At 58.2% G+C, this 20,574-nt stretch carries 13 protein-coding genes; all 13 read right to left on the bottom strand.

Annotation, left to right across the window (positions count from 1 at the left end; translation table 11 throughout):
* Positions 1–2: 2 nt before the first annotated feature.
* The 13 genes from N8H71_RS00620 to N8H71_RS00560 all read right to left on the bottom strand — a co-directional run bounded on the left by N8H71_RS00620 (position 3) and on the right by N8H71_RS00560 (position 20,389).
* Positions 3–4,706 (bottom strand): RHS repeat-associated core domain-containing protein, encoded by a 4,704-nt coding sequence (locus tag N8H71_RS00620; RefSeq protein WP_262192308.1) that lies wholly within the window; start codon positions 4,704–4,706, stop codon positions 3–5.
* The gene (locus tag N8H71_RS00615) at positions 4,703–7,627 is read right to left on the bottom strand and encodes a type VI secretion system tip protein VgrG (RefSeq protein WP_262192307.1); all 2,925 of its coding nucleotides are present in this window, start codon (positions 7,625–7,627) and stop codon (positions 4,703–4,705) included. Before N8H71_RS00615 ends, N8H71_RS00620 begins: the two co-directional genes overlap by 4 nt.
* Before the next feature lie 124 nt (positions 7,628–7,751).
* The gene (locus N8H71_RS00610; RefSeq protein WP_262192306.1) at positions 7,752–8,267 is read right to left on the bottom strand and encodes an Hcp family type VI secretion system effector; all 516 of its coding nucleotides are present in this window, start codon (positions 8,265–8,267) and stop codon (positions 7,752–7,754) included.
* Between the two features lie 321 nt (positions 8,268–8,588).
* A complete protein-coding gene (catA, locus tag N8H71_RS00605; protein ID WP_262192305.1) occupies positions 8,589–9,503 on the bottom strand; it encodes a catechol 1,2-dioxygenase in 915 nt (304 codons plus the stop codon).
* Positions 9,504–9,544: 41 nt separating this feature from the next.
* Positions 9,545–9,835, bottom strand: a complete 291-nt coding sequence (catC, locus tag N8H71_RS00600; RefSeq protein ID WP_007958078.1) for a muconolactone Delta-isomerase — start codon at positions 9,833–9,835, stop codon at positions 9,545–9,547.
* A gap of 18 nt (positions 9,836–9,853) precedes the next feature.
* Complete coding sequence (locus N8H71_RS00595) at positions 9,854–10,975, bottom strand: muconate cycloisomerase family protein (RefSeq protein ID WP_262192304.1); 1,122 nt, start codon at positions 10,973–10,975, stop codon at positions 9,854–9,856.
* 22 nt (positions 10,976–10,997) lie between these two features.
* Positions 10,998–11,759: a 1,6-dihydroxycyclohexa-2,4-diene-1-carboxylate dehydrogenase gene (locus N8H71_RS00590; protein ID WP_262192303.1), complete on the bottom strand. Its 762-nt coding sequence runs from the start codon at positions 11,757–11,759 to the stop codon at positions 10,998–11,000.
* A gap of 27 nt (positions 11,760–11,786) precedes the next feature.
* Positions 11,787–12,794 carry a benzoate 1,2-dioxygenase electron transfer component BenC gene (gene benC / locus N8H71_RS00585; protein WP_262192302.1) on the bottom strand — a complete coding sequence of 336 codons (1,008 nt, stop codon included), beginning with the start codon at positions 12,792–12,794 and terminating at the stop codon, positions 11,787–11,789.
* A gap of 46 nt (positions 12,795–12,840) precedes the next feature.
* Positions 12,841–13,329 (bottom strand): benzoate 1,2-dioxygenase small subunit, encoded by a 489-nt coding sequence (gene benB / locus N8H71_RS00580; protein ID WP_262192301.1) that lies wholly within the window; start codon positions 13,327–13,329, stop codon positions 12,841–12,843.
* Positions 13,329–14,684, bottom strand: a complete 1,356-nt coding sequence (gene benA / locus N8H71_RS00575; protein ID WP_262192300.1) for a benzoate 1,2-dioxygenase large subunit — start codon at positions 14,682–14,684, stop codon at positions 13,329–13,331. Before benA ends, benB begins: the two co-directional genes overlap by 1 nt.
* A gap of 141 nt (positions 14,685–14,825) precedes the next feature.
* On the bottom strand, positions 14,826–15,782 hold the full coding sequence (locus N8H71_RS00570; RefSeq protein ID WP_262192299.1) for an AraC family transcriptional regulator: 957 nt from the start codon (positions 15,780–15,782) through the stop codon (positions 14,826–14,828).
* Positions 15,783–15,971: 189 nt separating this feature from the next.
* Positions 15,972–17,912, bottom strand: coding sequence for an ATP-binding protein (locus N8H71_RS00565; protein WP_262192298.1), 1,941 nt, complete (start codon positions 17,910–17,912; stop codon positions 15,972–15,974).
* Positions 17,913–18,262: 350 nt separating this feature from the next.
* Positions 18,263–20,389 (bottom strand): TonB-dependent receptor family protein, encoded by a 2,127-nt coding sequence (locus N8H71_RS00560; RefSeq protein WP_262192297.1) that lies wholly within the window; start codon positions 20,387–20,389, stop codon positions 18,263–18,265.
* Positions 20,390–20,574: the final 185 nt, after the last annotated feature.

Below are 20,574 nucleotides of genomic sequence, written 5' to 3'. Positions count from 1 at the left end.
AGTCAATTACCCAGGACGTTGGCCCATTCAGCATTTCTTTGAGCGGATTGCAACGTCCCTCGCAAGGTTCCGAGTTCTGTAAGGACAGCCTGTTTGCCACCCAGGGTATCTGCCGCGATGATCCGAGTATTCACTGTATCGATGTAGGCATTGGGATGGCGCCCACAGTGTCTGATGCCCGGCATGTTATCCACGTTGTCCTTGTTTGGTAGAAAGACGCCGTTTACGCCGGAGTCGACCGGTATATCGTGCTTGTCCAGAATGTCTCTAGCGGGTTTGGCCCTCGCGGAGTTCTCCCCGACGATATGGTGTGCGGCCGAGTTGGCAGGTGTAGGGATGCCATCGGCATTCATTGCCGCTGCCAGTTCTTTTGAAGTCAGCCCTAATGGATCGATCCAGCCAATCGGGTTTACCGCATACGCATACAGATTCAAACCACCGGCGTAACTGACCGGGTCTTTGCTGATGAACCGCCCGATGGCGGGATCATAGTATCGATACCGGCTGTAATGCAGCCCTGTTTCATGGTCGTGGTATTGCCCCTGAAACCGGATCGGATTGGTTGTCTGATGCTGTATGGCCGATGGCCCAAGGTGTTCACGGACTTCGCCCCATGCCTTGTATTGCGCGCTCCAAACGATGTTGGCGTGTTGATCGGTCAGTTCCTGCGGAGTACCAAGGTGATCGCATTGATACCAGGCGAGAGCGTCAAAGGGCTGCGCCAGCTGTTTATGGGTCCAAACCGGATCCTCTTCCAGACTGTAATCGCCACTGTATTCAGGCAAGTCCAGCAAACTGATGGGCTGATGCCGCACTGCCTGCACCAACGGAATAAAAGTGCCCGGTTCATAGACGTAGTGCACTGTGTGTCCGACGGTGCCGTCAAGTTGAGCGGGACTGCTTTCCCAAGCCAGATGATCACCATCCCAACCGTACAGCGTGAAACCGCAGTTCATCTCTGACTGTTTACGTGCAAGCTCATTACGATTCCACTGGGAACCGGCTTCGGGACGCTGTTTGTAGTGAACCCTGGAGTCTTTGTAAAGTCGGCGTCCCAACGCATCGTAGGCATAGTCGACGGCCAGACGGGCATCGTCAAAATGTACCAGACGGTCGAAAAGATCCCACTGCAAGCGGCTGTAATGCCCGTTTTGCCAACGCAGAATCAAATTTCCACGGTCGTCGTAGTCATAGTGCTTACCCGAATATTCTCGCAACAGATTGTCCAGCAGCCTGCTGCGGGTTTGATCCTGATCCAGGGGGCGCAGAGGTTTTTGTGTGTGCTCATCGAGCAAGTTACTGGCCGGATCGAACGCAAACGTTTCCACGCCCAGACGGCTGGTGGCTTTGATAAGGCGCCCCACTGGATCGTATTGGTAAGACAGATGCCCACGACGGGTATCGGCGATATCGATCAACTGACCTACCGCGTCATAGGTGTACTCGCGCTTCAGCAAGATGGCCTTGTCATCGCTGCGGCCAAATGCCTGTTCCTGCAAGCGCCCGATCGGGTCCCACGTCTGCTTCTGCCAGAGCAGGTTCCCCTGATGACGAGCCACCTCCCGGTGCATATCGTCTCGCTCGTAACTCACCAGCTCATGATCATCCAGCCGCACACCCAACAGATGACCGCTGCCATACGTCAGCCAGCTGATGCGGTGACCGTCGGGGCGAACGGTGGCCACCCGCTGGTTCAGCGCATCGTATTCGTGCAACCAGACCGCAACTGCCGGCTGCTTGAGCCCAAGATAATGCTGATGTTCACGCAACAGGTTGCCGGCCGGATCGTGAAACCACTGCAGCCGGCTGTCAGCGTTGCACGCCATGATCAGCTTTCCGTTTGCATCATAATCAAACGACTCGCTTTGCGACTGTTCGGCCAGTTCAGCGCGACGCTCGGTGAGCCGTCCCATTGCATCGAACGTCAACGCAATCTTGCGTTCGCCGTTCAGAATGCTCGTCAGTCGACCCGTTTCAGGCGCGTACTGATAGCGTGTGACTCGCCCATCGAAACCGCTTTCCTCCAGCACACGCCCCATCGAATCATAATGAAACTGCGCGCGGCGATCATTTTCGTTCTCCAGGGCAGACAACCGCCCGAGACGATCCCAACGATAACGAACAGTTTGGTCAGCTGCATCCGTTCGCTCATCAATCAGGCCGACGGCGTTGTAATGCCAGGTTGTACACTGACCCAGTGCATCGATATGAAGGAGGACGCGACCTTCAGCATCACGCTCAAAGCGGTCTTCGGTGTTGTCCGGATACCTGATGAGTACCAGTTGGCCTGCTGCGTATTCATACTCAGTGGTCTCACCGGCAGGATTGGTAAAGCCAATCAACTGCCCGCGTTCGTCATACGCCCAGGCACTCTTTTTTCCAGAGCAGTCGACGTACTCGATCAGTTGTCCGGCCTCGTTGTACTCCAGCTTCCTCTCGGCGCCGTTGGCATCTTTAACCGCTTTGGGCAGACCTGCTGCGGTGTAGGCATATTCCGTCTTGTTACCCAACGGGTCGACTGACTCCACCAGATTCCCCTGGTCGTCGTAGCTGCGCTGCCATTGCCCGCCCTCGGCATCGCTGATCTTGACGAGCTGATTCTTATCGTCGTAGGCGTAATGCACCACGCTGTCGTCGGCACGGATGTGCTCAAGCACGTTGCCACGCTCATCGTAACGGTAACGGTCCGTTGTGCCATCGGTGTGGACATGACGAATGACGTTTTTGGCTTCATCGCGAAACAGCCACTCAGAGCGCTCATCGGGATGACGGATGCGATAGGTGTAGCCGAGAATGTCGTAGTAATGCCAGGTCTCATTGCCATGGGCGTCCGTCACATATGTCAGGCGGATGTTTTCATCCCATTCCAGCCGCGTGTCGTAACTGCCGTCATCCGCCCACTCGTGGACGGCCTTCGCTTTCGCGTCGTGACCTTGCCACTGCAGATTCATGCCGCGCCCGGTTCGATCGGTGTAGCGGGTGATCAAGTGATGCTGATACTGATAACTCCATGCTGCACCGTTCTCGTCCTGCGCCTGAACCAGATCACCCGCGTCATCGTACTGGTAAGCACATAACTGCCGTAAAGGAACTCCGTCGCGAACTTCCCAAAAACCTGTCACGCGGCCCCGGTCATCCACCAGCGTAGCCAGTTGCAGATGAACCTTTGTCACATCCCCTTGATAGGTAATCAAGTCCGACAATACATGTTCGTCGCCGTGACGGTGCTCATAGTGCAACATCATTCCCGCGCCGCTGCGCAGCTCGATACCGCTGAGGACATAGCGCATGCCACGGCGGATGTAGACTTCCTTGCGCTCGAAGCCGCGGCAAAGGATCAACTTGCCCTCTTGCGCATGTAACAGGGTCAGGTTCTCAATCGGGTCGAAATGAGCTTCACCGATTTTTGGCAAAGGATAATGGTGGCTGCGACCATCTGCTGCGTGGAACAGTACACCGTCTTCTGTCACATCGATTCGGGTGGTGAACTCGGTTATCCAGCGAGCGCCCAGACTGCCTGTATCGTAGGCATCCAGACGTGAACAGTAGGTTCTCCCCCACGTCACCGAAAATGGACCTGCAAGAGAAAAGTCATTGTGGGTAACCGACTCGGATCCCAAGGCGAAACTGATACTGCGGCCCGTGATCGGGCAGACCACATTCTTCTCGGGATTGGGATGCGCCGAAGCAGGCGCCTGTTGCCCGGTCGCCTCCAGGCGACCGTCACCCGCCTGATGCCTGGCCTGTGAAGTCGCGTTAGGCTTCACGCCCGCCGACTGTCCATGTGCCTTGCGCTTGCGAAAGCCCGCCACCGCGCCGGACAACATTTGCAAAAGCCAGCCTATCGAATGCTGCGTCGCGGGATCCGCGAGCCTGCCTAACTGACGAGGCAATTCCGCACCCATCTCACGCAGGATTTTGGTGTTGCCGAGCACCAGTGCCTTGGCTTTATCAGGAAGCAGATTGTTCGCGGCACTATTGGCTACACCTTTACCGACAGCCTTGTAGGCACTGAAGGCGGCGCCAAACATGTTACTGATTGCCGCCTTTGGATCATGAAGCAGTTGGCCACCCGCCGCGCTCAGCTTTGAACTCGCCACATTGAGATCGCCTTTGGCGTCAAGCTTGCCATTGACGACCGCGTCCAGGCCTTTGGCAATTTCGTTGACAGCGTTTTGTCCGAGCTTTCCGGCGTCGTCGAGAATCCCTGCAACCTTGGGCTGGGCCTGTTTCACAAAGTCATCGATGGTGCCGACAATGGTCGCGTTCAAATGTCCGACCAACACTTGTATCAACGAGTCACCCAGCAAAGCCTTGGCGCTGTTTCGCAGTTCCTGGCGAACCAGAAACAGGGTCGGGCGCAAACTCATTCTCGCCGCCGCCATGGTCGGTGGCGCAGGTAAAACACCAATCAGATTGATGCCCAGACTGACCCAGTCAAGCAGTTCACGCTGCTTGCTTCTGGCGAGCGTCACGATGTCGCCGAGTGCATCGACCAACGCCATGATGTTGCCCACCACGGGCAAGGCGCCGGCAACACCTTTGATGCGTTCTAGGGTCACGACACCGCCGCTGATTGACTGCAGCCAAGCGTCGAATTGCGCGGCCCCTCGGCCAACATCCTTCGCGTCAATGGTGTTGAGGGGAACAATTGCTATCTGAGGTTCACGAGGTTTCTCTACCGACGCCGGAGTTGGAACAGTCATGAAAAGACCTCACCAGTCAATGAACTCGCCACAGGGCCTGGCCCCGAAGTATTAATAGGCGTCTTCGGAAGCATTACCGCCGGCAAGGTCGGCAACTTGCCGCTCTTGCTCGCCGCCCCGAGAATCCCCGACGCACTCGGCAATGCCGCATTCGCCAGTTTTGGCAGCCCGGCCGCTCCGCCCTGCACTACGCCCTTCACCTGCTGCGCCGTTTGCATTGCACCTTGCGCGGTCTGCATTGCACCCATCCCTGTCTGCGCCATTTCCTTGCCCTTCTCCAACAAGTCCCAGTTCTTGCTCGGCAGCGCTTGCGCGACCATGGCCTGCACCTGACTCGGAATGTCTTCGGCACCCGGCGGATTCAACGGCCATTCCGGTTTGCCGATGTAGCTGCCGTCGCTCCAGGTGTCCGCCGGATCCTGGCCGAACAGCACCCGCGCCGGGCCCGGTGCGGCACCGGCAACGCTGGCAAAACCCTTGGCGTCGAGCTTGCCCTTGATGCTTTTGCCCAGCGCATCGATGACTTCGTAATCGCCGTCCTTGATGCCCTGTCGCCCGGCGTACTGGTTGAACAGTTCGAGATTGCCCTTGCCCGGTTTCGGCGGATCCGGGAACACGCCGGCCAGGCTCTTGGCGCCGGTGTAAGCAAAGTTCGCCGCGTGGGCGGTGTACGGGCCGCTGGTGGCGTGCGTGATGCCGCCGGCGTTGTAGGTCGTGGCGCTGCCGCCGCCCTGGATCACCAGTTCGGTCTTGGCGGTGATGGTGATGCGGTCGGCGTTGGCGGTGATGTTGAGTTTGGCCAGCAGGTTGATGCTGTCCTTGAGCGCCTTGACGTCGATGTCGCCGGACGCCGCCACCAGCCGCCAGCCCATGCTCTGCACGAACAGACGCATGCCGCGACTGGCACTGGCCAGCAGGCGTTTGCCGATGGAAAAACTGGTGTGCCCGGTGCTGCTCAGCGCCAGGTGTTCGCCGGTGGCGATATGGCTGGAACGCGGAGTGGTCAGGGCGATGCCGGCAGGACTGGCGAGCACCAGATGCGGCTCGGTGAACTCGGGGAATTCGTTGGCGGTGAGATTTGCCGGGCCGCTGCCGAGCACGCCTTGGTGCTGGGCGTGCAAGGCTTTGGCTACGTCGTCCTGGTCGCCGGCCTCTTGGGCTTGTAGCTCTTTGGCTTGTGTGGCGAAACCATCTTGCTGATCGCTGGCAGTGGCCAGGCGTTCGGCGGTTTCCGGCAGGTCCTTGTGGTGTTTCGATTCGTTCGGGCGCGGCTCGGTGGTAATCAACAAACCGGCTCCGGCACGCACGGCGCCGTGGCGGTCGGTTCTTAACTCAAAACCTTCGCCGCGTGGCTGCCCACCTGAAGGACGTGGATGGGTCAGGTAACCGAGGTTGATCGCACTCGCACCATGATCACTGCGCAGCGCAATGCTGATTTCACTGGTGGTGTCATCGATGCGCAGTTCGTTGGCGCGACTGCCCTTGTATTCCTTGCTCTTGACCGTGGCCAGGGTCTTGAAGTCCGGCAGTTTGTACGGCGGCAGGTTGGCACCGTGGTACAGGCAACCGGTGATCAGCGGCTGGTCGGGATCGCCTTCGAGGAAGGTGATCAGCACTTCCATGCCGACCCGCGGAATATTGATCGAACCGAAGGTTTCGGCGGCCCAACTGGAGGCCACGCGCATCCAGCAGGTGGTCTTGTCGTCGTGCTGGCCTTCACGGTCCCAGAAGAACTGCACCTTTACCCGGCCGTACTGGTCGCAGAAGATCTCTTCGCCTTCGGGGCCGGTGACCACGGCGCTTTGCGAACCGAGGACTTTGGGCTTCAGGTGGTCCAGCGGCGGACGGTACGGCACGTCCCACGGGATCGCGTTGAAGCGGTTGCGATAGCCCTGATGGAAATCGTCCTTCAGGTCAGTGGTGTCGCTGGTCACCGACTCTTCCAGCACTTGCGGCTGCTTGCCTTCGTGGAAGATTTCAGTGAGCAGCCACAGGTCGTTCCACGTCGGATTGGCGTGGTCGGTCAGGGCCAGAAAATGCCCGGTGACCAGGATCGGCTGGTCGCTGTTGCCCTCAGCCAGGCGGTAGTCGCTGCGATGGCGTTCGAGGTTGCGGTTGGCCAGGTGCTTGCCACGCTCGCGATCCACGAAACGGCCCGGGTAATCGTAATCTTCCAGGTCCGGCTGGGCGCTGCTTTTGCCGTCGCTTTCCAGCTCGATCTTCGGTTTGACGAAGTCGTAATCGCGCCGCGTGGTGCGGCTGGTGCGGGTGGCAATACGCAGGCCGAAACGCTTGACCACCGGTTTGTCCGCCACAAGTCCGGAGTCCTGCTGATAGGCCACCGGCGCGAGTTTCGGGAACACCGTCTGGTCATCGCCAAAGGTCAGTTTGTGGCCGCTGGCGGTGTGCTGGAAGTGGTAGTGAATGCCTTCTTCTTCGCACAAGCGCTGGACGAAATGCAGGTCACTTTCGTCGTACTGCGTGCAGTAGACACGCTCGGGATAGATCGCGCTCAGCTGGAAGTGGTAATCGCTGGCCAGAATGCCGTGTTCTTCCAGCACCTGGCTGATGATCTGCTGCACGGTCATCTGCTGAAAGATGCGCTGGTTGAAGCGGTGCGCGAGATACGAAAGCTGCGGTCGCAGGGAAATCCTGTAGCGGGTCAGGCGCTTGCCCGCCTCGCCCTGGGCGATGCTGTAGATCAGCCCGTGGATCCCGGTGCTGCTCGGCGACAGTTGAAGAAACGCCAGTTTGTGCAGCAGGCTTTCGAGGTTGATCGAGGCCTTTTCGCTGACCAGTTCCAGCTCGAATTCGAAGGGGGTGTTGAGGGCTTCCCGACCGGTGAACGACAGGACCTGAAAGTCGCTGTCCGCGCCATCGATGGTCAGATTGAAATGAGGCTGGTTGGCCGGTGAGAACATTCCCTTGTCCCTCGCACAGTGCTGCGACGCCGTCAGATCGCTAAGGATCTGGCGGAAAAAATCTTTAAAAACTCATGATCTCGGCCAGCAGCGCTGGCCGAGACGGTACAACCATCAGCCGCGATTAAACGACTGGAGCACGCCAGTCATCGGAACCCGAAGTACCGGAGACTTCGTGGGTCCAGGTGATTTTGCGGTAGGTGAACTGCACTTCTTCCAGGTGGGTGAAGTGCGCGTTGCCTGGATCCTGGCAGTTGTGCATTTTGTTGTTGATGGCGACGATGATCGCGTCTTCCAGTTTGGTGGTGTAGTAGTGCTCTTGGGTGCCTTGCGCCGAAGTGCGGTACCACTGGATAACGATTTCGCTCATGCGCTCGCCGGAAGTCAGTGCTGCTTGCAGCAGTGGCGAAGCCTTGTCGTAGACCTTGGTGATCACAACTGGCTTGTGAACGCGCTGACCGGTTGGCTGACCGGATTGCGGGTCACGCGGGATGATCACGTCGTGGGTAAACGCCTGAACCATGACCTGGTCTTCGTGACCTTCCTGGTAGGTGTTGCCAACGGAGTCGGCAGTGAAGGCGCCGGCAGTGATCAGGCCTTGTTTTTCGCCGGCAACCGACATGTACGCTGGTGTTGCCATGGGGTGTGCTCCTTGCTCAAAAGACAGGACCGGACGGCGTGATTGCCTGTCCAGGTGGCAAAGGAGTTAACAAAAGTCGTGCCAGCAGTTACATGGTCGTTACCGATCAAAGGTTTATGAAATTGACGTGGGAAGTTTTCGTTTTTTTCTGTAGGAAACAGCAAAAAAGTGCGCAAGAAGTTGCGCAGTACTGTGCAACTTCTTGCGCACTTGGCTGGAGGCTTTGATCGGCGTGGCCTGTAGCGGTTTTTACCGCGATTTTATTACGGGCAACTGCGCAACTTCTTGCGCAGTTCCGCCAATCCGATCAGACCTGTTGACTCAGGCGTCCTGCAACGCCCGTGGCCGTTGACTGCGCTGCTGCGCCGCCGCATCCGGCGCCTGCTGCAACTGGAAGTCGAACTTCAATTCGGCTCGGCGTCCCGCTACATCCTCCAGAAACTTGACCTCGCCGACCAACCCTTCACGCGTCGCGTACGCAAAGTCATCCCACAGGTATTTGTCTCCCGACAGATTGATCTGCGTCGTCAGGTGCCGATGCCCCGGTGCGCAAATGAAGAAATGAATATGAGCCGGACGCTGGCCGTGGCGGCCGAGCAGGTTCAGGCATTCCTGGGTCGGGCCTTGCGGGTCGCAGCCATAACCGGAGGGCACGATGCTGCGGGCGCGGTAGCGGCCTTCGGCGTCGGTGATGATGCGGCGGCGCAGGTTGTACTCGGACTGGCTCTGGTCGAAGAACGAATAAGTGCCCTTGGTGTTGGCGTGCCACAGGTCGACCGTGGCGCCGGCCAGCGGCTTGCCCTGTGGGTCGAACACCTGGCCTTCAAGCAACATCAGCGTGGCGACAGCCTCCTCGCTGCCGTCGTCCATCCGGCATTCACCTTCGTACAGCGGCGCGCCGGCCACGTATAACGGGCCTTCGATGGTGCGCGGCGTGCCGCCGGTCAAGCCGATTTGCGCATCCTTGGCGTCCTGCAGCAGGTCGAGAAAGTGTTCGAGGCCTAGACCGGCCACCAGCAACCCGGCTTCCGAGCGGCCGCCCAGACGGTTGAGGTAATCGACGGCTTTCCAGAATTCGTCTTCGCTGATCTCAAGGTCTTCGATGATCCGGGCGGTGTCCTGCAACACCCGCAGAACGATGGTTTTCAAGCGCGAGCTGCCGCCATCGTTGGCAAAACCGGCGGCTTCTTCGAAGAACTTTTGCAGTTCGGCAGTGTGGGCAATCTTCACGGTCATGGTGTTCACCTCATCTTGTTGTTGTGGGGGCGAGTCCGGGCTCAGCGGTCGTCGGCGTGGATCGACGAGGGATGGCGGCAGAGGCCGTCGATCTCGATTTCCATGTAGGGAAACAGCGGCAGCAACATCAGGGTGTCGTGCAGCGCTTCGACGCTGGGCACGTCGAACACGCTGTAATTGGCGTAGTGCCCGGCGATACGCCAGAGGTGGCGCCACTGGCCTTCGCGTTGCAGGCGCTGGGCGAGTTCCTTCTCGTCGGCCTTGAGCTTTGTGGCAACGGCCGGGTCCATGTCGGCGGGCAATTTCACGGTCATTTTTACGTGGAACAGCATGGCGTTCTCCTTGGGGAATCAGTGCCGGCGAAAACGCGCCAGACGCTCTTCATCCAGCGTCAGGCCCAGGCCCGGGGTGCGTGGAATGTGCAGCTGAAAGTCGCGGTATTGCGGGCGCTCGGTGACGATGTCTTCGGTCAGTAACAGCGGACCGAACAGCTCGGTGTCCCAGGTCAATTGCCTGAGCGTGAGAAACGCATGGGCCGAGGCCAGGGTGCCGACGGAACCTTCGAGCATGGTGCCGCCATACAAAGCGATGCCGGCGGCTTCGGCGATTTGCGCGGTGCGCAACACGGCGCGCGGCCCGCCGTTCTTGGCGATCTTCAGGGCGAATACGCTGGCGGCGCCGTCGGCAGCGAGGCTGAACGCGTCCTCCACGCTTTCGATCGATTCATCGGCCATGATCGGCGCCGGGCTGCGCTGGTTCAGGCGAATCTGCCCGGAACGATTGACCCGCGAGATCGGCTGCTCGATCAGATCGATGCCGTTGTCGCCGAGCACCTGACAGCCGCGAATCGCCTGGGATTCGTCCCAGTACTGGTTGACGTCGACCCGCACACTGGCGCGCTCGCCCAGGGCTTTCTTGATCGCCACCACGTGCTTCAGATCCTGCTCCAGCGGGTTGGCGCCGATCTTCAGTTTGAAGATCCGGTGCCGCCGCGCTTCCAGCATTTGCTCGGCCTCGGCGATGTCGCCGGCGGTGTCGCCGCTGGCCAGGGTCCAGGCCACTTCGAGGCTGTCGCGGACCCGGCCACCGAGCAGTTCGCTCACCGGCAGGCCGAGGCGTTTGCCATGGGCATCCAGCAATGCGCTCTCGATGCCGGACTTGGCGAAGGTGTTGCCCTTGGCGATCTTGTCGAGCTTCTGCATGGCGGCGTTGATGTTGTCCGCGTCCAGGCCGATCAGCGCCGGCGCCAGGTGCGCGTCGATGTTGGCCTTGATGCTTTCCGGGCTTTCATAGCCGTAGGCCAGGCCGCCGATGGTGGTAGCTTCGCCAATGCCCTCGATACCGTCGCTGCAACGCAGGCGCAGGATCACCAGCGTCTGGTTCTGCATCGTGTGCATCGCCAGTTTGTGCGGGCGGATGGTCGGCAGGTCGACGATGATCGCCGACAGGTTTTCAATCAGGATCCGGTTCATTTCAGTGTCCAATCAAGCGTGATCAACCGAGGTCACCGCCACCGACCGGCAGGGTTACACCGGTGATGTAGGAGGCGTCGTCCGAGGCGAGAAACAGGATCGCGCCGACCTGTTCGTCAATGGTTCCGTAGCGTTTCATCAGGCTGCTATCGAGGGTTTGCGCGACGATTTCCTGATACCAGGCCTGCTCCTGCGCAGACTGTTCGGCGGTGTTACGCGGGATACGCCGGGGCGGCGCTTCGGTGCCGCCGGGCGCGGTGGCGTTGACCCGGATCCCGCGCTCGGCATTTTCGAATGCCAGGCAGGCAGTCAGTGCATTGATCCCACCCTTGGCCGCGCCATACGGGACGCGGTTCAGGCTGCGGGTCGCAATCGACGACACATTGACGATCGCGCCGCGCCCCTGCTTGAGCATGTACGGCAATGCGGCGTGACAGCACCACAGCGTCGGGAACAGCGAACGGCGCACTTCGGCCTCGATCTGCTCGACTTCGTAGTGCTCGAACGGCTTGGCCCAGATGGTGCCGCCGACGTTGTTGACCAGCACATCCAGGCGCCCGAACGTATCGACGGCGGCGCTCATCACCCGGGCGCAATCAGCGTATTGCTCAAGATCGGCGGTCAGCGACAGCACACCCTCGCCTTGCAGTTCGTGAACCAGTTCGGAGCGGTCGACGGCAATGACCTGCGCGCCCTCCTCCAGCAATCGCTCGCACACCCGGCGACCGATGCCCTGCGCCGCGCCGGTGACCAGCGCGACCTTGTTGGCGAATCTGTTGCTCATGACAACCTCGCAATTCAGAAAGAAAACTCAGGCCGCCGCGAATTTCTCGTAGTAGAAGTTCGCCGGCGTGATGCCCTGCTCGCGGATGTACTGGCTGACGGCCTCGACCATCGGCGGCGGGCCGCACAGGTACACGTCGACATCGCCTTCGTTGAGGTGGCGCGGCTCGATGTGCTGGGTGACGTAGCCCTTGAGCGGGTGCAGGCTCTGCGGATTGGCCACGCAGGCACCGAAGCTGAAATTCGGGATGCGCGCGGCGAAGGCTTCGAGGCGGTCAAGCTCGACCAGATCGAAATCGTTGGTCACGCCGTAGATCAGGTGAACCGGGTGCTCGCTGCCCTGCTCGGCGATTTTCTCGAGCATCGCCGTGAACGGCGCCAGCCCGGTGCCGCCGGCCAACAAAAGCAACGGACGCTTGATCTCGCGCAGGTAAAAACTGCCCAGCGGCCCGGCCAGATTCAGGCTGTCGCCGGCCTTGGCCAGCCCGGTGAGGAAGCTGCTCATCAAGCCGCCGGGGACATTGCGGATCAAGAAACTGACCTCGCCGTTCTTCTGCAGCGAGCTGAAGGAATAAGCGCGGGATTGCTCGCTGCCCGGCACTTGCAGATTGACGTATTGCCCCGGCAGGAACGCCAGTTTGCTCAGGGATTCGCCCTTGAGCGACAACGCGATGGTGCTCTCGGAGAGCTGACGAACATCGCTGATCGACGCCTGAAAACTTGCCTGTTCGGTCTTGCACACCTGCGAGCCCGCCGGCACCCGCACCACGCAGTCGCTTTCGGCGCGCATCTGGCAGGTCAGGACGTAACCCTGGGCCAGTTCGTCTTCACTCAGGGCGTCTTCGATGAAGTTGTCGCCCATGTCGTAACGCCCGGCCTCGGCGAAACATTTGCAGGTGCCGCAGGCGCCGTCGCGGCAGTCCAGCGGGATGTTGATGCCCTGGCGGTACGCCGCGTCGGCAACGGTTTCGTGGCCCGAGGCCTCGATGAAACGGGTCACCCCGTCTTCGAAATTCAGTGCGATCTGGAAACTCATTGTGCACCTCGCTCACAGCGTCGAGCCCGGCTCGCCGCCGTCTCGATCAGATGTGGTAGATGTCGATGACCTGACGGACGTAATCGTTCTTCAGCACGACTTTCTTGGCCTTGATCAACGGCTGTTCGCCGCGCAGGTCGAGGGTGTAGAAGCTGGTGCCGAAATAACTGTCGGTGACCTGATAGCGAAAGCTCAGGGTGTGCCAGTTGAAGCGCACCCGGCATTGCCCTTCGCCCTGCTCGACGATCTCGATGTTGCTGAGGTTGTGCGAGGTGCGGGTGTCGGGGATGGTCGCACTGGAGCGCTCGGTCTTGATCCGGAATACCCGGTCTTCGAGACCGCCACGGTTGCCGTACCAGATCAGCGAGATTTCGCTTTGCGGGTCTTCGGTCAGCGCGTCGTGGTCGTCCCAGGCCGGCATCCAGAAACTGGCGTCGCCGGCGTAGAGTTCCAGCCACTGATCCCACTGGCCGTCGTCCAGATAGCGCGCTTCGCGGTAGAGGAAATCGCGCACGGTGTCGTAGAGGTTGCTCATCACACAGCCTCCACGGGAATCAGGTTTTTATCGGTGGAAGCAGCCTTGAGCATGGTTTCCTGCCAGTACTTGTGTTGCAGCACGAACAGGCCTTCGTCTTCGGTGCGCATGCCGGACAGCAACGGCTTGAGGTCGATTTCCTCGGCCGCCGCGTCTGCGCCTTCGACCCAGTGAGTTGCGCCACGGGACATGTCGTTCCAGCCGCGCCCGGCGCCGTAGCCGGTCTGGCACGAGCGGAATTCTTCGAGGTCATCCGGGGTGGCCATGCCGCTGACGTTGAAGAAGTCTTCGTATTGGCGAATGCGCTTGGCCCGGGCTTCCGCGCTTTCACCTTTGGGGGCGATGCAGTAGATGGTGATCTCGGTCTTGTCGACGGAGATCGGCCGGGCGATGCGGATCTGCGAGCTGAACTGATCCATCAGGTACACGTTGGGGTACAGGCACAGGTTGCGCGAGTTCTTGATCATCCAGTCGGCGCGGGCCTGGCCGAAATCCCGCGCCAGTTCATCACGGCGCTCGTAGGCCGGGCGGTCTTCAGGGTTGGCCCAGCGAGTCCAGAGCAACAGATGACCGTGGTCGAACGAGTAGAAACCGCCGCCCTTCTTCGCCCAGCTGCCGGCGCTCATGGTCTTGATTTCTTCGCCGGCGTCGCGCTGCTGACGCTGGTTCTGGGTGGCGGCGTAGTTCCAGTGCACGGAGCTGACGTGATAACCGTCGGCGCCATTTTCAGCGGTGAGTTTCCAGTTGCCTTCATAGATGTAGGAGCTGGAACCGCGCAGCACTTCCAGGCCTTCGGGGGACTGATCGACGATCATGTCGATGATCTTGGCCGACTCGCCCAGGTGCTCGGCGAGGGTTTTCACATCGGCGTTCAGGCTGCCGAACAGAAAGCCGCGATAGGACTCGAAACGCGCGACTTTGGTCAGGTCGTGGGAGCCTTCGCAGTTGAAGCCTTCGGGGTAGCCGGCCTCGCTCGGGTCTTTGACCTTGAGCAGTTTGCCGCTGTTGTTGAACGTCCAGCCGTGGAACGGGCAGGTATAGCTGGAACGATTGCCGGACTTGTGCCGGCAGAGCATGGCGCCGCGATGGCTGCACGCATTGAGAAAGGCATTGAGTTCACCGGCCTTGTTGCGGGCGATGAACACGGGTTGGCGGCCCATGGTGAGGGTCAGAAAATCGTTGGCGTTGGGGGTCTGGCTTTCGTGGGCGAGGTAGATCCAGTTGCCTTCGAAGATGTGCGCCATCTCCAGTTCGAACAGCCGTGGATCGGTGAACATCTCCCGCTTGCAGCGGTAGGCACCCTTATCGGGGTCCTCTTCAAGCATGGCATTGAGGTAGTCGATTCCCAGGGACATGGCCGGGGCCTCCATTGTTATTGTTCAGGCCAGGTCAGATTAGGGAGGCAACGCGGGCGGCAATATCCGAATCCTGCAGAGCGCTATCCGTTTTGTGCAGGACAGCGCGGCAGGTACTTCAGATTGTTTCGGGGCGGGGATTCAGTGGCGGCGCTTGAAGGTCACGGACGGCAATTCGCCGAACTGCTGGCGATAGCTTTCGGAGAAACGCCCGAGGTGCAGGAAGCCGTAGTCCAGCGCCAGTTCGGTGAGGTTGCGCACCGGGCAGCTCGGATCGCTGAGGCAGGCATGAATGCGCTCCAGCTTGCGCTGGCGGATGTATTGCATCGGGGTCACGCCGAGCTGGCGTTCGAACAGCGCGTACAGGGAACGCGGGCTCATGTTCGCCTGGGCCGCCAGGTGTTCGGCGGGCAGATCCAGCTTCAGGTTGCGCTCTATGTAATCGAGGATCCGCTCGAAACTGACGCTCGGCGAATTCAGGCATTCACGGCTGACGTTGGTGTTCATCAGCGAGACCAGTTTGCTGCCGACGATCTGCGCGTAGTGCTCCTGCACCCGCAACAACGGATCGCTGGCTTCGGCTTCCTGGCAGATCATGCCCAGCAGATTGGTAAAGCCTTCCAGCTCGTCGAGCCGGTAATGATTGCGCAGAAACCGGATGCCGCCGGCAGGATGCAGCCAGCGCTGCTCGTCGCACACTGACTCCAGCACGCTGACCGGCACCTTGAGGATGAATTTCTCGCAATCGTCGGAGTAGGTCAGGTCGACCGGATCGTCCGGGTTGATCAACAACAATTCGCCCGGCACCAGATGATGCTCGCGCTTGTGCCCGCGCCACAGGCAGTTGCCTTGCAGCAGGACTTGCAGGTGATACACGGTTTCCAGCGCCAGCGAAGTCACCCGAACGCTGCCGCCATAGCTGATGCGGCACAGATCGAGGTCGGCGAGTTTGCGGTGGTTGAGGCTGGCTTGCGGGTGGGTGGTTTTGGACAGGCCGATGAAATGCTGGCCGACGTGCTGGTTCACATAGTCGGAGACGGCATACGGGTCAGCGTGGCGAAACACGCTGCTGCGGTCGCTCAGCAGGCGGCTGTCCATGGGCAAGGCACTCGATCTTGTCGTTATGGTGATGGTCACGGTTTACGCCATCACCGGTCACAGTACGCCGGCGGGCAGGATCGGGCAATTGGACGAAGGTTTGGCTGTCCGGTGATCGAACGGTTTCATGAAATCGTGCCGGCAAACATACGGCACGACTGAATCCGGACCAGCGCCACGCCAAGAACATCAGTCCAAAGCGCCACTCTCGATTTGGACTTGAAGTTTTCTAAATGCATCGCAAAAAAAATTAGGAATAAATTTCCCCTCACTCAATGTCAGCATGGACTTTTTGACAATCAAGCCCATCAGTCTCTCCACCTTGTTTTTTATCAGGCCGCGCAAATCATCAAACTCCGAAATTATCAACTCTGCCAGATCATGCCCTCTCATCTGCAAATATTCTTTATCACCCTTCAGGCTAACACCTGAAATATACTCAACCTGGACATCATTTGCGCTCGGCCTTTTAAACAACTTGCAAACAAACCAATTCATGGATTCTTGCAGATGCTCAGGAGTGCGCAACCATTCGCCCCACCCGACATCTGCACCGCAGTACTCAGAAATCGGGTATTTACCTTTACACTCAAGATGCAACAACAACATTATACAAATAGGATCCAATGCGATATTTTCCAGAGAATAGGCGCTACCCTCACCCAAAACCACAACATTCTTTCCGGCAGTGTTCTTTCTGTCCCAATCAATAAGCCCCCGAACTGTTCTATCACCCTCAGAAGATAATGCCTCCACCATCCCCTTCACTTGTTCGCAGTTACCCATACCATTTACCAGATTCAAAAACTCATCAATCTTGTCTTTTTGAATCGCCTTTCCAAAAACCTGATTAAGTTTGTCAGAAATCTGCTGAGGGGGCATTTTTGGACCAGAACTGACGAATGTCAGAGCGATTCTTGAATCTAAAAAGCTAGAGCTATGGGGAATTGCACGGTAGACGGACTGATAAATTTCAGCATCATAAAAGCTCTCAACCAGCACCAGCCGCCTATTGAACGGATTCACGGATATCTGCGTTACGCCCTCAAGCAAAGTTGAAATCGCCAAATCCTTATCAACAGCGGAAACAACACCATCAGAAAGAGCATATAAAGAGTCATCTGGAGAAAGTGCAACTGTAGTAGGAGAATGCGTCGTTATTAATATTTTCGCGGAGAACTCACGACTAAACGAGTCCAGAAAGCTGATTAACTGAACGACCATAGATGGATGTAAAAAGGCGTCTGGCTCATCCATCAACAAAATTTTTGGCACGGCATCAGAGTTAGTGGCTGAAAACTGCGTAGCAAATGTCACCAAGGCGAGCCAAAGCAGAGCTTGCTCCCCAGACGAAAGATCACTCTCCTTAATTGGTGCTCCCGTTTCCCCCTCGTAGAAGCAGGCAATGTACTCATCTCCCGCTTCAGACGCTCCTGGAATTCCAACTGTTACCTTCCCGTTAAACGTTTTATCCAATATTTCATTTAGTACAACCCAAGGTTGACGACCATAGACAGCCTCAAACTCGTCATCGCTTACATGGTACGTTAACTTACCCCTAACATCCGAAAGCCACATTGCATATTCATTATCATGAAGCCTTTCAATATACCTGGTAAATATGGCGGTAATATTTTTCGAACCAAACAATTGAACTTCATAACCGTCATAATGATTTGAAATTTCATCATCACTAAGCTGACTTGGTTTTTTTGAAAGCTTTTCGGCAATACTACGAATTATGCGATGCGCTTCCTTGTATCCTATATCATTAGCGCCGAACCTTAAACTAGGCGTTTCTATACGATACCTATCAAGCTCCCGATCAAACTCAGGCTTATTTAACCTAAATCTGTCAAGGAGTGACTTCTTGCGAGCAGACACCTCCGACAAAACATACCGAGATTCAAGCTTTGGGACTAATGCCCCATGCGAAACAAAAAAAATCTCATCTCTGGAAATGTCAGGATCAGAAACAACCTCCACATCACCACTCTTTATACTTTCAAAAAGTCTGGTTTTACCACATCCATTTTTCCCAATCAAAACCGACACAGGCGTCTTTATTGAAAACGCCTCTTTAAGTTCAAAACCTTTAAACGCTTTATATCCGACAAATTTAACATCCATATACAGACCCACACCCTACAACCCAGGAAACTAATCCATAATAGCCTGCACCATCTGGGAAAACAAATCCATCACCCAGATAACAATAACATCCGACACAGACATCAACACTCATCAAGCACTGCAACCACTAAAAACAGACCAATATCATACGGACAAAACAGAATGAATAACCCACCTTTTCAGCCCAACATTTCCGACATGCAGCCAGCGCTCAAACCACTCAAGAATCGCCAAAATCTTAATGCCAAAAAACCTATAGCAGGCAATTCCTATCAAACTAACATTCGGATACTTTCAATCATGCTCTAAATATACGACTTCAAAAAACTGGCCGTAACATGAACACCTCAGAGCAAACTCCACGACACCCCGACATACATCGCCATGCCCTCACCCGGTGTGGAGCGTGCCGCGTCCAGGCCTTTATCGTCATAGCCCGGCGTGACGGTAGCGGCGTAGTGCTTGTCGGTCAGATTGCGCATGTCCAGCCAGGTCTGCCAGTCGCCCTTGGGTGCGTTGTAACCGAGGGTCGCACCGAAGGTCGCGTAAGGATCGGCGTAATAGCTGTTGGCGTAATCCACCGCCGTTTTCGAGACGAGTTGGGTGTTGACTGCCGCGAAGAAACCTTGCGGGAAGTCATAGCGCAGTTCGCCCTGGTAGTAATGCATTGGCAGGCCCGGCAAGCGGTTGTCGCCGAAGCGATCGTCGTCGCGGTAGTGGAAGTCGCTGAAGGTGTAGGCCTGGCGCAGGCTCAACTTGCCGCCATCGTTTGCTGACCACAGGTTGCTATTGAGGCTGGCTTCAATACCTTGGTGCACGGTCGGGCTGGCGTTGAGCTCGTAAGGCGTGGTGGCGTTGGCGTCCGGCAACACCGAAAGCAATTCGTGGCGCACCTGGGCGTAGTACCACGCCAGGCTCCATTCGCCGAGCGCGCTGTCGCCACGGCCGCCGAGTTCCAGAGTGGTCGCGGTCTGGTTCTGCAGTTTGATGGGGTCGCGTTGGGTGCCGGTGGCGGCACCGCTGCCGGCCGGGAACCGCACGTTGGAGCTGTAAATCAGCGACCACGGATGCGGCGCTTCGACCGAGCGGCTGAGGTTGCCGAACAGTTGCAGGTCCGGCGTCACCTGATAGCGCAGGCCCAGACGTGGTGCGTAATCCCAGTCGCCGAGGCTGGTCTTGCCGCCGCCTTCCGGGTAGGTGACCGCGCTTTCGCGGCGGGTGTAGATCGCGGCGAGGCCGGTGGTCAGCCACAGGTCGTCGGCGATTTCCAGGTCGTTGCCCACGTGCAGGACAGAATCCGAACCCTGATAAGTGAAGTTGCGCATGTGGGTGCCCGGCGCATAACCGGCGGTGTTGCCGGTGGGAATCCGCACCAGTTCGCTGGCACCGTCATTGGGCAGGTGTTTGGTCACCCGCAGGCCCACGGAGCTGTTGCTCTCCATCCCCCAGAGCGTGTCGCGGCGCTTGTAGTCGAACGTGCCGCTAACATCGGTGTAAGCGACCTTCAGGCGATTGGGGCCTTCGCGCAGGTCCATCGGGTAATCGTGATAAACCAGACCGGTCTGGATGCTCGAATCGTCGTCGATGTAGTACGTGGTCTTGTTGCCGATGAAGGTGCTGCCGGGCTGATCGCGGCTGTCGTTGCGCGTCACGTAGGCCGGGTTGGCCGCGCGCGGATCGTGTTCGATGGAGTGCTTGGTCACCCGCCCGGCGAGGTCGTTGTCGGTCTCGCGGTGACGAATGTAGAAGCGGGTTTCCAGATTCGGATTGAAGCGATAACCGAAGTTGGCAATCACGCCTTGGCTCTTGCTGGCGGTGTGATCCTGATAACCGTCGGAATGCGCGTCGGTCATCGACAGGTAGTAATCGAAGTCACCCAGCACCTGACCAGAGCTGATTTGCCGCTGGGCATAACCGTGGCTGCCCATGACGTAACGCACATTCAGCAGTGGCGCGTTGTATCCCGTGTGGCTGACGTAATCGACAGCACCGCCAAGGGCCAGCGCACCGCGATCAAAACCGTTGGCACCGCGCAGGACTTCCACATGGTCGAGCCACAGCGGCTCCAATAATTCGTAAGGCGTGCCGCCGGGGCCGGTCAGCGGCAGACCGTCGAGCATCGTGTACAGCCCCGAGGCGTGGGCGCCGGGGGCACGATTGATACCCGAGCCACGGATTGAAATCTTCGTCCCCTCGTTGCCCGCCGACTGGGCATAGACACCGGGCTGATACGCCAGCACGTCCTGATTGCTCGCGACTCGGCCCTGCAATGGCTGGCGCATATCGACCACATTGCTGCCACCCGGAACCTGGGCGAGACGAGCCTTCGCCTCTTCCACCGACGCGTCATCACCGCTCTGATCCTCGGCCCCGATCAGCACTTGCCCCAGTTCCAGCCCCTGGGATTGCGCCTTGACCGGACAGACAAGGGCCAGCCCCAACAAGGCAGCGGGCAGGGTTTTGAGCGAAGGCATCGGGTGAACTCCAGACAGGCGGGAACGGACAGTGACAACTGCGACGTATGAAAGAACGAAGGAAACACATGGCGATTTGGTTTTTTGTCAGGTAAACAGGCGGCTGAAATGCCGGACTTTGATTTGAACAAGGGAGATGCAGGAATAGCCGAAGAAATCTGGAGTGATTCTGGCCGGAAGAGTCC

The sequence above is a fragment of the Pseudomonas koreensis genome (assembly GCF_025447595.1).
GTDB classification, from domain to species: domain Bacteria; phylum Pseudomonadota; class Gammaproteobacteria; order Pseudomonadales; family Pseudomonadaceae; genus Aquipseudomonas; species Aquipseudomonas koreensis_H.
The sequence above is the reverse complement of the archived record's forward strand: the minus strand, read 5'-3'. Positions and strand labels throughout refer to the sequence as shown.

What these genes read in the sequence shown, in the direction of transcription:
- N8H71_RS00620 (WP_262192308.1), bottom strand. Translation starts at nt 4,706, where the DNA reads ATGACTGTTCCAACTCCGGCGTCGGTAGAGAAACCTCGTGAACCTCAG.
- N8H71_RS00615 (WP_262192307.1), bottom strand. Translation starts at nt 7,627, where the DNA reads ATGTTCTCACCGGCCAACCAGCCTCATTTCAATCTGACCATCGATGGC.
- N8H71_RS00610 (WP_262192306.1), bottom strand. Translation starts at nt 8,267, where the DNA reads ATGGCAACACCAGCGTACATGTCGGTTGCCGGCGAAAAACAAGGCCTG.
- catA (WP_262192305.1), bottom strand. Translation starts at nt 9,503, where the DNA reads ATGACCGTGAAGATTGCCCACACTGCCGAACTGCAAAAGTTCTTCGAA.
- catC (WP_007958078.1), bottom strand. Translation starts at nt 9,835, where the DNA reads ATGCTGTTCCACGTAAAAATGACCGTGAAATTGCCCGCCGACATGGAC.
- N8H71_RS00595 (WP_262192304.1), bottom strand. Translation starts at nt 10,975, where the DNA reads ATGAACCGGATCCTGATTGAAAACCTGTCGGCGATCATCGTCGACCTG.
- N8H71_RS00590 (WP_262192303.1), bottom strand. Translation starts at nt 11,759, where the DNA reads ATGAGCAACAGATTCGCCAACAAGGTCGCGCTGGTCACCGGCGCGGCG.
- benC (WP_262192302.1), bottom strand. Translation starts at nt 12,794, where the DNA reads ATGAGTTTCCAGATCGCACTGAATTTCGAAGACGGGGTGACCCGTTTC.
- benB (WP_262192301.1), bottom strand. Translation starts at nt 13,329, where the DNA reads ATGAGCAACCTCTACGACACCGTGCGCGATTTCCTCTACCGCGAAGCG.
- benA (WP_262192300.1), bottom strand. Translation starts at nt 14,684, where the DNA reads ATGTCCCTGGGAATCGACTACCTCAATGCCATGCTTGAAGAGGACCCC.
- N8H71_RS00570 (WP_262192299.1), bottom strand. Translation starts at nt 15,782, where the DNA reads ATGGACAGCCGCCTGCTGAGCGACCGCAGCAGCGTGTTTCGCCACGCT.
- N8H71_RS00565 (WP_262192298.1), bottom strand. Translation starts at nt 17,912, where the DNA reads ATGGATGTTAAATTTGTCGGATATAAAGCGTTTAAAGGTTTTGAACTT.
- N8H71_RS00560 (WP_262192297.1), bottom strand. Translation starts at nt 20,389, where the DNA reads ATGCCTTCGCTCAAAACCCTGCCCGCTGCCTTGTTGGGGCTGGCCCTT.